This is a genomic window from Paenibacillus sp. FSL H8-0104, from assembly GCF_038050215.1.
Taxonomy (GTDB): Bacteria; Bacillota; Bacilli; order Paenibacillales; family Paenibacillaceae; genus Paenibacillus; species Paenibacillus amylolyticus.
Window position 1 is genome coordinate 184,191 of sequence record NZ_JBBOTC010000002.1, and the last position, 14,519, is coordinate 198,709.

Annotated in this window: 14 protein-coding genes and 1 pseudogene; 12 read left to right on the forward strand and 3 right to left on the reverse strand. The window is 38.9% G+C overall.

Translation table 11 applies throughout. The features are described 5' to 3' along the window. Nucleotides 1–1,560: 1,560 nt before the first annotated feature. The 6 genes and pseudogenes from NST38_RS31330 to NST38_RS31345 all read left to right on the forward strand — a co-directional run bounded on the left by NST38_RS31330 (nucleotide 1,561) and on the right by NST38_RS31345 (nucleotide 4,464). The gene (locus tag NST38_RS31330; protein WP_341344429.1) at nucleotides 1,561–1,773 is read left to right on the forward strand and encodes a hypothetical protein; all 213 of its coding nucleotides are present in this window, start codon (nucleotides 1,561–1,563) and stop codon (nucleotides 1,771–1,773) included. Between the two features lie 124 nt (nucleotides 1,774–1,897). Next, nucleotides 1,898–2,068 carry an S-layer homology domain-containing protein gene (locus tag NST38_RS31725; RefSeq protein WP_445933733.1) on the forward strand — a complete coding sequence of 57 codons (171 nt, stop codon included), beginning with the start codon at nucleotides 1,898–1,900 and terminating at the stop codon, nucleotides 2,066–2,068. Nucleotides 2,069–2,080: 12 nt separating this feature from the next. Then, nucleotides 2,081–2,155, forward strand: a pseudogene (locus NST38_RS31730) (S-layer homology domain-containing protein); the annotation flags it as partial. Between the two features lie 18 nt (nucleotides 2,156–2,173). Next, complete coding sequence (locus NST38_RS31335; RefSeq protein WP_341344430.1) at nucleotides 2,174–2,407, forward strand: S-layer homology domain-containing protein; 234 nt, start codon at nucleotides 2,174–2,176, stop codon at nucleotides 2,405–2,407. 163 nt (nucleotides 2,408–2,570) lie between these two features. Continuing rightward, on the forward strand, nucleotides 2,571–3,338 hold the full coding sequence (locus NST38_RS31340) for a hypothetical protein (protein ID WP_341344431.1): 768 nt from the start codon (nucleotides 2,571–2,573) through the stop codon (nucleotides 3,336–3,338). Nucleotides 3,339–3,492: 154 nt separating this feature from the next. Further along, the gene (locus tag NST38_RS31345) at nucleotides 3,493–4,464 is read left to right on the forward strand and encodes a hypothetical protein (protein WP_341344432.1); all 972 of its coding nucleotides are present in this window, start codon (nucleotides 3,493–3,495) and stop codon (nucleotides 4,462–4,464) included. Nucleotides 4,465–4,695: 231 nt separating this feature from the next. On the opposite strand, the gene NST38_RS31350 is transcribed toward NST38_RS31345, so the two are convergent. Together NST38_RS31350 and NST38_RS31355 are read right to left on the reverse strand one after the other, a co-directional pair. After that, the gene (locus tag NST38_RS31350) at nucleotides 4,696–5,541 is read right to left on the reverse strand and encodes a PD-(D/E)XK nuclease domain-containing protein (RefSeq protein ID WP_341344433.1); all 846 of its coding nucleotides are present in this window, start codon (nucleotides 5,539–5,541) and stop codon (nucleotides 4,696–4,698) included. Continuing rightward, a complete protein-coding gene (locus tag NST38_RS31355; RefSeq protein ID WP_341344434.1) occupies nucleotides 5,541–6,740 on the reverse strand; it encodes an ATP-binding protein in 1,200 nt (399 codons plus the stop codon). Before NST38_RS31355 ends, NST38_RS31350 begins: the two co-directional genes overlap by 1 nt. A gap of 565 nt (nucleotides 6,741–7,305) precedes the next feature. Between NST38_RS31355 and NST38_RS31360 the strand changes: the two genes are divergently transcribed. Both NST38_RS31360 and NST38_RS31365 read left to right on the forward strand, forming a co-directional pair. After that, complete coding sequence (locus NST38_RS31360; protein ID WP_341344435.1) at nucleotides 7,306–7,584, forward strand: hypothetical protein; 279 nt, start codon at nucleotides 7,306–7,308, stop codon at nucleotides 7,582–7,584. Nucleotides 7,585–7,740: 156 nt separating this feature from the next. Next, nucleotides 7,741–7,878: a hypothetical protein gene (locus tag NST38_RS31365; RefSeq protein WP_341344436.1), complete on the forward strand. Its 138-nt coding sequence runs from the start codon at nucleotides 7,741–7,743 to the stop codon at nucleotides 7,876–7,878. Between the two features lie 382 nt (nucleotides 7,879–8,260). Here NST38_RS31365 and NST38_RS31370 read toward each other — a convergent pair whose 3' ends face one another. Beyond that, nucleotides 8,261–8,470, reverse strand: a complete 210-nt coding sequence (locus NST38_RS31370; RefSeq protein WP_341344437.1) for a helix-turn-helix domain-containing protein — start codon at nucleotides 8,468–8,470, stop codon at nucleotides 8,261–8,263. A gap of 376 nt (nucleotides 8,471–8,846) precedes the next feature. On the opposite strand from NST38_RS31370, the gene NST38_RS31375 reads away from it, so the two are divergent. The 4 genes from NST38_RS31375 (at nucleotide 8,847) to NST38_RS31390 (ending at nucleotide 14,486) form a co-directional block, all read left to right on the forward strand. Beyond that, complete coding sequence (locus NST38_RS31375; RefSeq protein ID WP_341344438.1) at nucleotides 8,847–9,842, forward strand: hypothetical protein; 996 nt, start codon at nucleotides 8,847–8,849, stop codon at nucleotides 9,840–9,842. Nucleotides 9,843–10,135: 293 nt separating this feature from the next. Further along, nucleotides 10,136–11,083 carry a hypothetical protein gene (locus NST38_RS31380; protein WP_341344439.1) on the forward strand — a complete coding sequence of 316 codons (948 nt, stop codon included), beginning with the start codon at nucleotides 10,136–10,138 and terminating at the stop codon, nucleotides 11,081–11,083. Between the two features lie 367 nt (nucleotides 11,084–11,450). Further along, nucleotides 11,451–11,525, forward strand: a complete 75-nt coding sequence (locus tag NST38_RS31385; protein WP_341344480.1) for a CRISPR-associated endonuclease Cas2 — start codon at nucleotides 11,451–11,453, stop codon at nucleotides 11,523–11,525. A gap of 951 nt (nucleotides 11,526–12,476) precedes the next feature. Beyond that, on the forward strand, nucleotides 12,477–14,486 hold the full coding sequence (locus tag NST38_RS31390) for a hypothetical protein (RefSeq protein ID WP_341344440.1): 2,010 nt from the start codon (nucleotides 12,477–12,479) through the stop codon (nucleotides 14,484–14,486). Nucleotides 14,487–14,519: the final 33 nt, after the last annotated feature.

The window sequence follows — 14,519 nt, forward strand, 5'->3', positions numbered from 1 at the left end:
AGAGACTGATAGTCTTGGATTCTAAACACTTAGTTGAAAAATTACAAAAGTAAAGTCCAATTTATCTATTCATACTGTTGCAGGTGCGAATGCCAAGCTCACATGTTTTTCCCGGGGGATTCGCACCTCACAATTTGTCGAAAAGGCCCATTTTGTGACCTTTTGGCAACGAAATATTGTCAAAGTTGTTCGATTTAAGGAACTAAAGAAGTTAAAATACCGAAAAGACGTTAATATCATTTGTGTTATAGAGATGATACGTCCTTTTTCGCTGTCGCACTCTGTATGGAGTGCGTGGATTGAAATAAGTTATACCAGCAACAACAATACGGCGCGGCTCAGTCGCACTCTGTATGGAGTGCGTGGATTGAAATCCCCATCAAACCGGATGCCTCTTGCAACAGTGGATCGTCGCACTCTGTATGGAGTGCGTGGATTGAAATTGAAGGGCCTTCACGTCTGCCTTGAGTTGTTCAAGTCGCACTCTATACGAGTGCGTGGATTGAAATAATTTCAGATGATCGATTTCACGGTTCAGACGTCGCACTACGTATGGGGTGCCTGGATTGAAATGCTGGGTGGAGGAAGAGGGTTACAAACGGGCAGATGTCCCACTCTGTATAGAGTACGGCGAGTTAATTACAAATGGCTTGCGTTAGTTTTGTAGTACAATGCTTTGGAATCTTTGATCTAAATCAGAATTGAAGTAGTCCCATGAACGTACCTGCCAGAAAACATGTCTGACCGTGGACAGATCGATGTGGTCTAAAGGTGTATGTGATTTAAGGAAATTAAATTGTTTTAGTAGGATATTGATCTGGGTGGCGAGTATAAAGGACTTGTGTCATCCGGATTGTTTAACAATGTGGGGTTTTAAACAGAGTGTATGTAGGATCGGGCATCGGAATTTGGGTTCATATTGTAGAATGTTATGAGTCTGTCTGAAGCAGGTGCGAACTCCAAGCTCACATGATTTCCCTGGGGGATTCGCGCCTCGGAATTTGTCGAAAACGTCTTTTTTGTGACCTTTTGGAAACGATAATCTGGATTAGAGACTGATTTTCATTGATAAAGAGAGCGGAAACACGTATTAATGGTATGGAAATGAAACCTTGTTACGTCTTTTTTCGCTGTCGCACTCTGTATAGAGTGCGTGGATTGAAATTATCCCTCCTATATGTCCAGTACAACCAATAGAGCGTCGTACTCCGTATGGAGTGCGTGGATTGAAATCTACACCTCCTGTTGTACACTGTATGGGCACATATGTCGCACTCCATACGGAGTGCTGATTCTATCGCAAAAAAATTGAATAGTTCGGGTGTGAAGTGAGTTATATCGGGAACAAATATACAGTTACAGCGATAGATTAGAATAGATCTGTAACGATTCATTAAAAAAGACTTTGTATGTACAGTGTTTCTAACGTAATTAGTGGTTCTATGTTTTATTGGAGTGTACAGAGAGAAGAATGGAACTTATTTTCTTTTTAACCGCGCTTTTCGTAGAAAGTAACCTAATCCTAACATCATCGGAATACAAGATGGCCAACTACAAGCCTTGAGCCCAGGTACAGTGGAAGTATTCGCTCAGTTTGGGGGAATCCTCTCTGAAGAGTATTCAATCAGTGTACAAGCTAAATCGACAGTTCTGCCTACTCAGCCAGGGGGAGGCGGGGGTTACACGGCCCCATCACAAGATATAAAAGATTCGGGAACTGTGACCGAAGAAGGCGGGGAGGTTGAAGAAGAGGAATTACCTGCAGAAGCTTGATAAGTCAATCTTCACCTATGTGATCAACCGATCCGGCTTAGTACAATCGATTCAATCGGAAATGACCGCAAGCAAGCCAAGTAGAGATTATACTGATTTACCTGGTCATTAGGGAGAGCAATATGTGCAGCAGCTCCAATCTGTTCAGGGTGTAATCGGGTATCCGGATGGAAGCTTTCGGCCAAACCATGCTATCACAAGAGCGGAATTTAGCATGATGATCGATCGCGTCTTTTCGCCATCGGAAGGCAGCTCGCAACCCAAAATGTTTAACGACGACCTGACTAATCACTGAGCTAAAGAGGGCATTCTCCACCTCACGGAGCAAGGAGTTATTCAAGGATATGCGGATGGTACGTTTAAGCCAGATCAGTATCTTTCCCGAGCTGAAGCGGTTGAGTTGGTTGGAAGAATTATTGAGCTTAACAACTTCACAGCAACGACGGTCCCTTTCCACGATATTGATCATACCTGGAACCAGGGAAATATCGAATTGGCGTTTGCTGCTGGCTTGATCGAGGGGCGGAAAGCTGATCAATTTGTTCCTGAAGGAATGGTTACAAGAGCAGAGGCAACTGTGCTCCTTATCCGGATGTTGTCTCTTGATCCAGCACTAAACACTATGTTCAAATAGAATTGTGGCCACTACAATAGATAATGTAGTGGCCACATCATTATCCCAGGTATGTCGAAAGAGAATGGATATGAGCTTGTGGGGAAATTGGTCTGGTAAAGTAATGAGAGTGATTAGCTAAAAATAGAAACTAATTCAATTCAGCAGAGGGGCTGAAGAGCGAATGCTTCAACAATGTAGGTTATGTAGTGAATATAAAATTCTAATAAATTCTCATATCGTCCCTGAAGGGTTTTATAAGAAGATTTATGATGATAAACGAAGAGTATATTTTTCATCAGAGTCAAGAGGTACATTTATTACAATGCAAAAGGGTCAGAGAGAAAAGCTTTTATGTAAAGAATGTGATAGTGATGTTATAGGCAATAAATATGATAAGTATGGAATTGAAGTTATTAGAGACGATTTGCATAAAGAGACGTATGTGGATAAGGAGAAAATAATTTGGACCGGACTAGATTACAATAGGCTCAAAATATTTCTACTTTCCGTTCTATGGAGGGCACATATTGCTCAAAACTTTCATGGTGGTATTACATTAGATGAAAGTACAGCAGCTATTATTGTGGAGTCGATTAAAAGTGGGCAAGCGCCTGCAGAATCCGTTATTCCTATAGTGGGCGTAGTCTTGATGGACCCAGATGATGATAACCTTAGATGCGATGAGTTCATTACTAACGGTAGAGTTTATAAACGACCGGGACTAATACATAGTATGGCTTATATCATTATGTTTGGAGGTTACGCCTGGACATTCATTGTGCCAAAATCTGAAGAAAACGATCGTCACAAAGGTTTCTTTCTTAAAGAACATGGTAGTATGATATTGGTGAAAGTTAACATTCATGATTTCCGTCCATTTACTGACCTCATGGAAAACATTGAATTTGCAAATGATAACTTTGATCGTTTAGACCGAAGCACCAAGTAATGCCATCCTTTTAAATAAACCGAACAGCGCGTTTTCTGGGTGTGTAGTACGATTACCTGATGACATTTAAATGGTATATTGAACTCAATAATAAGATGATAATGAGAGGATTGTGATACTTGCCATGTTCTATGTACGAATTAGTTTATTCCTTATGGATAACTATGACCTCGACATTAAAGGTGAGCAAATTTTGTTTCAAACAAAAGACGCTGTATGCAAGATTAAAGTTAAGCGCGAACTTGAGAACGTGCAGATTGTATATACCCTTGGCGGGTTTGATAATAAAGAAATTGCTTTCCTAGAGGGCGAAAAGCTCTATTTTAATGTGAAAAAGAGCTTTATTAAACTTGGGATTCCTATAAATATTTCTGGTGGACTTCGGGTTCTGGATACAACTCAAAAATCATTTATGACTGGGGGATTAACAGAAGAAGGCATAGAGATTATGAAGTTGCAATTTCCTGAATTGACTAATAAAACAGTGGAAAATGATATATTAGGATTGAGCATATACCATTTCAATGAAGATATTTCCGAAGTCAAATTTGTAGGACAAGAAATACAAATTTTAAAGAAAATACCGCCTCCAATTATTGACATGGTGGACTATAAAGAAGACGACAAACTTAAGACCGCCTATTCACTAATAAACTCAAGTAATGTTGTCAATGATCTGAGAGTTAGTTTTATTTTGAAGATTAGCGCAATTGAGTCATTGGTGCCAGAAGAGCAACGTAAAGACGAAGAATATTGTAACATCATCAGTCAACTTAATAAAATGATTAAAAAAGATAACATTAAGTCAAAGCTCCCAGATGCTGAACTTGAAAAATATATAAATCGAATAAAGAGTGATATTGGCGCTCTTAAGAAAAAGAGCATAGGTGAGAAATGCCGAAACTTGATCGTAAAATGCGGTATTGAAAAGCAATATCTAGGTAAGGATGTACTTATTTTCTTCAAAGAGTGTTATAGCATGAGAAGTGATTTTGTACATACCGGGTCATTTAAAAACAAAGAAGATGAAATAAATAAAATTCGTGAATTAGAAACATATTTAAAAGAACTAAATAACTTGATTCTCGATATTCTCGACTATTATGAAACAAATATTCCAGTTTAATGTTTTATTATTTTTGATATTAGATCCAATTAGAAGCGGCAATCTATGACTTTTTCAATTCTTAGATTGCCGCTTCTTTCTTTAACGACCATCTTTGCAATTAGTTTTAAATAGCAGTAGTGTTACGATGATTTAGTTATAAAAATTAAAAACGACGGTACAGCCACCCCGTTTCGCGATACCTGGCCCACTATAAAAAAAGGCAACCTCACTAGGTTGCCACCTCATTCCTTACATGACGAGAGGTTGGATAATAATAGTCTTTATATTCTTTCCATCATGCGGGGTAGAATATCTTTTTGTAAATGCATCGACGTTTGTGACTAGTTTTGTTTTATCGTAAATGAAAAAATAGACGTTCTTATGGGGATAGTGGAAGACATCGGAACCTATCTCCTCGGATAAGTCACGTTCTCTCATCGTTTTCCTCGTGCACTTAACTTCAATGACAGTATCATAGCTGCCCAAGTAGATATCATAACGGATTCCCTTGTATCCGGCATCCTGGTCTGCCTCAAGTCTTGCATCCGGAAAAATAGGGCGGATCAAAGAGAATAACATACGTTGGACATCATACTCATTTACGAGAGCAACCTTATCAAGATCTTCCTTTTTTAATCCACCGTTACCGTGTACAGGCTTTTGATACATTTCCTCTACATGCTTCATGAAATTGAGCATGATGCTGGAAATAATTCGATGAAAGGTTATGGGATCATAAAGACTCGTATTATCCCTCAGCACTTCTTGAGGAACGTTATCAAAATAGCCTTTCTCAATATCTCTAATCAACCCTTCTAAGTGTGCAATCCCCATGTTTAGACTAACCTGATGGCCTGAGAATGCGCCTCTGGCCCCTGGGGATTTCGATACCATACTTTGGATAGCAAATTCGCTTGCAATGGAATCTTCCGAAAAGGTCTGATTAAGCATCCTAATGGTTGAAGCCACCCAAGATTCAAACTTGATTTCCATATCATTACCATTAGATTGTAATGCCAAGCCTTCTTCAATCTGAGACTGAATATTTTGAATGATCTCATCTTTGACACCGATAAAATGCACTTTCGCAACCATCATTGCACTCCCCAACGTAGATAGAATAAGAAGAGAGGTTCTAATATATAAACGGTATCATCTTTATACTCAAGTACTTGATAAATCGTCTCATTACTCTGTAGAATAGCTTGGACTTGTGATAGTGTCTCCTTAATCTTCTGCATGGTTGGTTTTTCAGATTGAGAATCTACAAGCTCATCGACTCTTTTCTTCATATTCTCTAAGGAAATACTAATAGAAGGAGGATCAATTGCCAGCGATTTTAAGACCAATTCATAGATGTCAGCCTCGTTCCCTTCGGCTAGTACGTAAGCTTTCCTCTTATTTCCTCTTGTCGAAGGCCCTAACTTTAACTTTCGAATGACTTCCTCATAAGAAAGGTTACTAGATGTTAATCTATATGCATTAATAAGCTGCTGCTGTCCCTCAATTGTTATATCCTTATTATTGTCAATGTCTAAAATTAGAGAAAGATTTAGACAAATAGCTTGCATTAATTGAGGGGAAGCGAGGCTTTCGACGGCCATACTTTTTGCATATGACATATCAATTTCCATACCTAACTCTTTAAATCCTGTAATTGCAATTTCGCTTAATTCATCTTGATTCCAAGGTTCAATGTTTATTAGACTAAGCCTGCCACTCAGATCAGGATTTTTTCGTATTGCATCGTCTGCTCTGAAGGGAAGCGAAATAACGATAGTCGTAAATCGTTGCCTTATGGCATCTTTTAATTGATGTGCCATTTCCAACTGGATCGCCTCTGGTGCGTAGTGAAAATCATCTAAAACTAGCACTAAGTCATTCTGATTAAAGAAGTCAATAATTTTATCCTTACCTAACCGATAGAATTCTGTTAAGGATGTTGTTCTCGACTCCTGGAGACCAGAAGAAATTTTTCCTTCCTTAGATTTTTCGTCTATTAAACCGCTCTCTAAAGATATCCCAACTTTTTTGGCTATTGTAGACCAAAAATCTTCACTTCCTTTAAAATCTGCTCCAGATAGTGAGATCATTCTTTGGAAACCTACCACTCTCTCACATAAGACAGTTTTTCCAGTTTTAGAAGGCCCAATTATTGATGTTAAGTAACCAGTTGTACTTAATGCTTGAGTTAACCGCAATTCGTAAGAAATCGGGAGTGTATGTGATGAACGTGTAACGTAGGTATGTGTTGGAAAAGCTCCTGGTATAAATACCTCATTAGCCTTTAACATGAGTATAAACCACCTTTAGGTATGTTTTTATCTATTATACCCTTAATATCGTTAATACTACATGAAAAAGATAAAATATATACATTAGTATACATTTCTTAATCATTTTGATGATTTTATGTAAATCATCAAAAAAACCGAGAATGATATACTATAACTAGAGGTTGATGATTCAGATGGTAAATAACCACAGGACAAATCATTAACATTTTTTCATTATATACACCCCATATGTAATTAGTTCTTAAAGGGAAGAATTCAAATGCATTCAAACGCACTTGAGCACAACTGATCATGCAGACAGACTAGCGCAAAATTGACTAAATTTAGCGGGAAGGAATAACATGGGCAAAAGAGTTCAGAATGTATATCCTCTAAAAACATTTGAATTAATCCTTTATTACGGTGAAGAGTATAGAATATATGATGCTAACATACATCTGACCAGCAAATTATCTCCGTTTGTTGATCAATGACGTTGAACTCCTTATGACAGCTAGGGTTATCGAAGACGCTGGCGCTGTAGAGTGGGACAATGAAGGGGACCTTGACCCTGACGTTCTTTATGAGAAAAGCGAAGAGTTCAGACAAACAGCTAGAGCTAAAAAATATTTCTAACCCCAACATCATCGGAGTAAAAGGTGCCCAACTACAACCCTTAAGACCAGGTACAGCCAAAGTTTTCACTCAGATGGGGCAAAACCACTCTGAAGAGTTTCAATCAGCGTATAAGGAAAATCAATATATTTGTCTTCTCAGTCAGGGGGAGGCGGGGGTTACTGCCCCATCACAAAAAATAAAAGATCCGGGAACTGTGGCCGAAGACAGCGGGAGGGTAAAGTAGAGGATTTTCCCGCGTAAGTTGATAAATCCATCTTTACGTATGTGATCAACCGATCCGGCTATCGATTCAATCTGAAATGTCCGCAAGCAAGCCAAGCAGAGATTATTCGGATCTGTCCGGCCATTGGGAAACTTGATATGTGGAGGCTAGTACATAATGAAAACAAATAAAATTTTACCCTTTTTACAAAAACCTCAGAAAGTGGCTCATAAGAATCAGGAGCAAATATTCAAAGATAACCGAACAAGAAGAGAAAAAATGTTAATGCAATTAGATAAAAAGAAAAAATATTAAAGATTAGTTTAGATGCCCCCTGAATGATGATTAAATCAAATCTAAAGGTGGTCTCTTTCTCTCAAATACCCCTCACTTAAAGGAATCTCGTTAGGGCGCATATATTATGCCTAACGGGGTTCTTTCTTCTAAGCTACTGATCCATATCATCCACGATATCGTACAACCATTATAGCTAGGCTTTATGTACTGTTAGCTATGTCTACCGAATTTGTATAAATTGTATATAGATAAAAGAATAGTAATAGAACAGATTATCTTTACGATTACTCCTGTAAATGCATTACTGGTTTCTATAAACATACAGCTTACAGAAGTGAATATTGATAAAATACACATGATGAGCATCGAATTGTTTTTCTTCTTCTTTTGTCTAGTCATCTCAATCACTCTCTTTTTGCTTTGGATTAGGTTGGTTTTTATACACTAGCCATGTTTTGCCACGTTTACGTGCTACAACTTTCTCATTACTGCACAGATGCTTAATGCGAACAGGAGAGAGACCCCAAGCTTCCGCAGCTTCCTCTGTGGTCATAATACGTTCCATGATGTAATCCATGTCCGATTCTATAAGCTGTCTATCCTGGTCCATTGTATCTCTCCTTGTCATTTACGTAGGTCATCTAGTACATTATACAGGGCAAGCAGTAGGAAAACACTGCTTTTTGGAAATGAAGTAGCCCACTGGAACGAGTTTCTTTTTTGCATATTCCAGACCGGTGTATCACACTCGCCAAGAAAATGTTGAGGTGAGATAACACTCACGAATCTTTTTGAGAGGAGTTATTCCATCGTATATAAAATGTTGACAATGCTTGAGGAAAGAAAAAATATTAGGCTTGAGAGAGATGGGAAATATATCTTCCGTAAGAGAGAGGAATAATACGAACGTTGTTCTTCCCTATACAGATTCAGATTAGCTGTAATAGACTCAATAGATGAACGCACAAGAGTTAGGGGGAGATGACATGTCAAACAACTTGTATACATACCTAAAGGATCATGGAGAAGATCCGATTCTTGATACATCGGGTTTTACGAATTCATATGTGTACGATAGCTATAAAAATTTGGCTTACGAACATCTGAAGTCAGCCAATGAACCTGAGGCATTAGTTCGAAGTCATGATCACAAATTTGAATTTGTTTATATCAACAACCCAGAGATAAATGCATTCGCCTTTATATATGAAAAAACGGATGTAATAGGTTTGAATATCGGGACAGTTCATCAATTAGAAGCATACTTTACAAAAGCATTGAATACCGGAATTTTTGAATGGGTGGTTGAAAAGAAGCAACGACATATATTGTTAGAAGTGCTGATGTTTTTGGCAGTCGAATTTATTATTCTTCATGAATTAGGTCACCTTTATCACGGCCACTTAGAATTTGATTCTTGTTCTAGACCATTCAGAAAAATGATTGAAAGGAATTTGGACTACGAGGAACACTTAGAAAGCAGAACACTAGAGATGGACGCGGATGCTTATGCTACATTACGCTCATTTGGGAAATTCATGTCCGTTGATCTTGATCAGAATCTTCCAATAATACGGAGTGCTAATGACTTACTTCGGTTTTGGATATTCGCAACAAATTCATTCTTTTATTTGTTTGAGGAAGAAGCTGTTGATTTTCAACATATTCACCAAGAAAATTATTATCCTAGAGCTTTAAGACAAGCAGTTAATATTGATATCTCAACAATTTTCGTTAAACAAAACAAACCTGAATTTGCGGAATGTTATGAGGAGATTTTTCGTGAAATGTTTCCTCTTTGCGAGAAGGTTTACCAGGAAGTAGGGACTCATAATCCATCTTTTAATCGTGTTGAGGAGCTACTTTCTTTAGCGGATCGTCGACGGATTGAATATATGGAAGAAGTGAATCTTTATTATCGCGAAGTATTGTACGATAAACTATTAAAACATGCTCGTAATAAATTGTATAAAAACCTCTAGCTAAACTCGCTGCTGTTCCTCAGCCGTAAGCTGTTTTTGGAATTAATAGCATCATAGAACGATTAAAGCAGCGGATCCACGTGATCAGCTGCTTTTGTTCTCTAACGGGCATTACACTTCAAAATCCGTCCAATGGTAAGATGATGTATCCTTTTATTTTTCAAACAAAATTCTTATTTTCATCGATAAAGCGTGTGAAAATAAGTGGTTTTCATATGTCTTCTCAAGAGAGAAAAAATGGTATATAGTTGCCTTCAAGCCAGTTGGGCCAAAGAGATGGGAGAGGAGCAACCATGTATCTGACTTCTAAAGAAAGACATGAAATTATACTGAAACTTACTCAACCCCAAAAAAACGCATTGCGGGTATTTTCAAAGCTATCTCAAAAGTCTTACTTTGCGAATGTGCTCGCTTCGCACAAAGGGACTGAACGCTATGCTTTTGACGGTTTTATCGACCATGGTGAGGTCAGCGATCGTGTAACGTGTCTTTGTGGCAAGTCATTACGCTATGAGTTCATTCTCAGAGACTTACGTGCTAATCGTTCCGTTAGCCTCGGGAGGACTCACTTTCAAAGAGAACTGGATATCCCTGACCATATTGCACGACTCGTAACAAAGGGACTACATACTATAAATATTGAACTCGATGAGGTACTACATAGATTTGAGCAGAACGATATCAATTTGCCGCAGTCTATTCTTGAGCATATGGATAAGCTGGATTTGCCAAGCGAGATTCAGTGTCTACTTCAGGCTCGATTGCCGCTGCTTAGACGACATAAAGAGTACTTATTCGATCACACAAAAAAATACCGACTACCGAAGACACCAGTTTCTCAGAAAGATGTGAACCAGCCCCCAAGTAGGCAGGATCGGTATCTGGAATATAAAAAGTTCGAAGTGAAGTACGGACAAAGCATTGAGGAGTATTTTAAGAGAAAGGAACTCCCTCATGACTTTCGGTGCCGAAAAGATCGAAGATTACGAAGTATTAAGTATTCTTCGATCTATGGAATTATGGATTATTTAATTGATGAAAAGGGTTTGGAAAAAAGTGCGATCTTCGTAGATCACCCATGTATCCCTTATGTGAACAATTATCTAAATAATAACCCAGATAAGTATAGGGTGCATCCAGATAGAGTGAATAGTCATAACGCAGAGTATAAATATGTGGCTATACCCGGTCCACTTGAAGTTGAGCCCGTCTTAGAAGATAGAAGAAAGCATTATATATAGCCCCGGGAAAATTAAAACCAACTGTGGAACAAATGAGATTAGGCTAACGGACAGGTTAGTGGTTCTATGCTCATTTCCAAGACAAGTACGCGTTCCTAGAATGCTGGATGAGCGACAAGTTTCGAATTTTTGACTCGTCTACGCCAGTATATGACGCCAGGTGACGTCCAATTCGAACAGATGTTGGAGGTTGCGATCCAGAAAGATGTCCAACCTGCTGCTCCGATGTTGTGTAGATTGAAATTCAGGCAGTTGCGTGTTACCACTGTTGCTTGTCGCACTCCGTATGGAGTTGGTGAGGTGTAATGATTGCTTATGCTGGTAACGAATGAAATAGGTAGTGAAGGCCGAAGAAGGCTATCTATAAGTGACACAAAAGTGCGTAAATCACGGTCAGCGAGTGCAGAATTCGGTGTTTGAATGTATACTTGATGCTATGTAGTTCAGGTGCTTAAGATATGAACTAGAAGAGTTAATGGATAAAGAGACCGATAGTCTTTGATGCTATACACTTAGGTGATAATTACAAAAGCAAAGTCCAACATGTAGGAACCAAAGATTCCTATGATAAGGGTGATCTATTCATACTGCAGCAGGTGCGAATGCCAAGCTCACATGATTTTCGCGGGGGATTCGCACCTCACAATTTGTCGAACAAACCCATTTTTTGATCTTTTGGCAATGAAATATTCTCAAAGTTGATTGAGCAAAGGAATTAGAGAAGTTAAAATACCGAAAAGACGTTAATATCATTTGTGTAATAGGGATGATACGTCTTTTTTCGCTGTCGCACTCCATACGGAGTGCGTGGATTGAAATTTTTGTGTGCTCAAATATGCCTTCAGCAAAGTTAGCAAAGTCGCACTCCATACGGAGTGCGTGGATTGAAATACGCCAGAGTGTCGATGTTGTCGCCAGTGGGCCATGTCGCACTCCATACGGAGTGCGTGGATTGAAATTGCAGATCATTACCGGCAACAACCAAATCATGTCGTCGCACTCCATACAGAGTGCGTGGATTGAAATATCTGCTCCAGTCATCTGTCGGGTGTAACCCAAGTCGCACTCTATATGAGTGTCTGTTATGGAGTCTAATGTCCATCTGGAATCCCAGACAAGATACCAGCCCAGAGCCCGTTGTATAATACCAGATTACCTTCATATTATGAGACTATTACATTGCTCCTAAGATTGACTAGCGCATACCATCCTTAGGCCCGTGCCAGGTAACCGATACCCAATAGGTGTTTTACGGATTTGGATATGAAATAATAAAAGTGGAGGGGTTATAGGCTAATTTGAGAAGAGAGACTTCTCTTCTGACATGAGTCTGGAACTCAAATATATAAGAATGATGTCCAAGCACCACATGAATAGGAGAGGAAACTACATAATGAAATTGATTACTAGAGTTTTTTTACCGTCTGTAGTACTGCTGATTATATCACTATTCACCCTTTTTGAAGGTAATTCGTATGCTTTGGGGGTGAGTGGGAACATTACTGAATCACCGACTGCTAAAGGAGGAACAGATAAGATTAGAGAGAAGTCAACCTACAGCTTTGACGAAAAAAGCAAGCAAGTTACTATCCGAACCAATCGGATCAGTTTTGATACCGGGATGCAAAAGATGAACGAATACAACTTTACCGATCCAGCGTTGCTACCATCACACTACGAGTTTGATTCCACAAACGGCTTCAATGAGCAGGATGGCATTGTTGTGGATACACCTAAGGGAATCAAGGCTTACACAGTTGCAGTACAAAGTACCATAAAGGGAAAGAGTGGAGTCAAAATCATCTATGAATTTGACTATTCCAACCTCGTTCTGAGAAAGGTAACAGAAATCCCTACTGAGAAAAGGGTAAATCTTGATGCAGCCCAGCTGGGATTGTATTCCGTGAAGTCAGAAAAGGGCAGTTTTCAATATTACTCATTAGAAAACAACAAGCAAGTGTTGGCTGGAGGTAGACTTATCACTTCCAAGGATGTGACCAACACCAGCTTTAGTCTTTCACCAGCTCCGTCCTCTCAGACATTTGGCGTCTTCTGTCCTAAATACCAATATACAAGCTGTTACAACGTCGAATTCGGCGGAGTAAAAGGTAAAGCAGTAAAAGTAACTGAGAATAGCGTAATTTATGATGCTAAGCAAGCTTCCTCCAAGAGCTTTATGGCAGGAGGCACAAAAATAAAATGGAACCAAAGTAGTTTTCAGATTAACACCCCGTATCAATGGAATGTATCTGGAACTCGAAACGGAAAAACGATATCCTTCTTCAAAGGAAAGGCACAATCATTGGACACCTTCGTGTCCCCTGGTGGCAAGCATCTAGTTATTATTGTGGATCCTTCAAACCCTTTTAAACGGACAAAGGCAAGTACGGTATATGTGTATGATTTAAAAACCATGGCACAAGTTCAGAAATACAATTCTTTATATAATGCAGGTGTTACAGGAATTCAGTGGCTTTCAGATGATCTCTATATCATTGACTACTATTTTTCTAATCCAGGTGCTTATCCGCCATCGTTCTACTACATTCCGGAAGGAAAACATTTTAAAATTGAGTACTCACAATATCAAGATTGGGAGAATTACTTGGATTCCTTTACATATGATGACCTCTTTTTTTTAACACTCCCAGTTGCGATAACGTCTGGTGAAGGTGTACTTCATTATGAAGGACAGCCCACATTCTATATGAATGGACTCTATTACGTTCCGTTAAAGGAGTTCATGAGTGCATTCCATATCCAATATGAAGAGAAAGATAAGCATTACCTATTTAAGCGTAATGATCGAGCAAGTAAACTAGCTGTGAGCCAGAGCAAGAGACTTGTTGTTAATGGTAAAGTGTTCCTTCCGCTGGGACAATGGAATAAGGATCTGGGATTAAAAGTAGCTCAGGTAGGCAAGCGAGCGTTTAGCTATACGATCCAGATTAGTGACGAATTGAGAAAGACAGAAGCTGCTATGAAGGGGGAACCTCTTGAATTTCAAGCCATCCTAAAACGGCTTAAAAAGTCCGAGGATGGATCTGATGGGTTTGTTACAACAGAGACTCCATTTACGCAGAACAGCTCCTATCGTGCAACGTACAAGGGTGTAAAAGCTGTACTAAACCATAATCGTAGCTTGAGTATCAGTTTTTCACCATTTGATTCTTACGAAGAGACCTTAGAGGTATTCATCACCAGTACAGACAATAGCAAGGTTCTAATGGTACTCCCAATCAAACTTAAAGGTAATGAGTTTACAACTGCAGCTCTACCAGAACATGTATTTGAAGACGGACTGCTGACAATTGTATTGCCTAAACCAAACAATGAAGATTTCAAAGATTCACATTTGGGATTTACGTTAAAACTACCTGAGTTTAGTAAAAACAAATTCTAGGTGTAGGTGTGATCTGTCAGGGTAAGGATAGAT

Coding starts and splice junctions, on each gene's coding strand:
- NST38_RS31355 (WP_341344434.1), bottom strand. CDS start 6,740: ATGTTAAAGGCTAATGAGGTATTTATACCAGGAGCTTTTCCAACACAT.
- NST38_RS31375 (WP_341344438.1), top strand. CDS start 8,847: ATGTCAAACAACTTGTATACATACCTAAAGGATCATGGAGAAGATCCG.
- NST38_RS31380 (WP_341344439.1), top strand. CDS start 10,136: ATGTATCTGACTTCTAAAGAAAGACATGAAATTATACTGAAACTTACT.
- NST38_RS31365 (WP_341344436.1), top strand. CDS start 7,741: ATGAAAACAAATAAAATTTTACCCTTTTTACAAAAACCTCAGAAAGTG.
- NST38_RS31340 (WP_341344431.1), top strand. CDS start 2,571: ATGCTTCAACAATGTAGGTTATGTAGTGAATATAAAATTCTAATAAAT.
- NST38_RS31370 (WP_341344437.1), bottom strand. CDS start 8,470: ATGGACCAGGATAGACAGCTTATAGAATCGGACATGGATTACATCATG.
- NST38_RS31350 (WP_341344433.1), bottom strand. CDS start 5,541: ATGGTTGCGAAAGTGCATTTTATCGGTGTCAAAGATGAGATCATTCAA.
- NST38_RS31360 (WP_341344435.1), top strand. CDS start 7,306: ATGAGAAAAGCGAAGAGTTCAGACAAACAGCTAGAGCTAAAAAATATT.
- NST38_RS31390 (WP_341344440.1), top strand. CDS start 12,477: ATGAAATTGATTACTAGAGTTTTTTTACCGTCTGTAGTACTGCTGATT.
- NST38_RS31345 (WP_341344432.1), top strand. CDS start 3,493: ATGGATAACTATGACCTCGACATTAAAGGTGAGCAAATTTTGTTTCAA.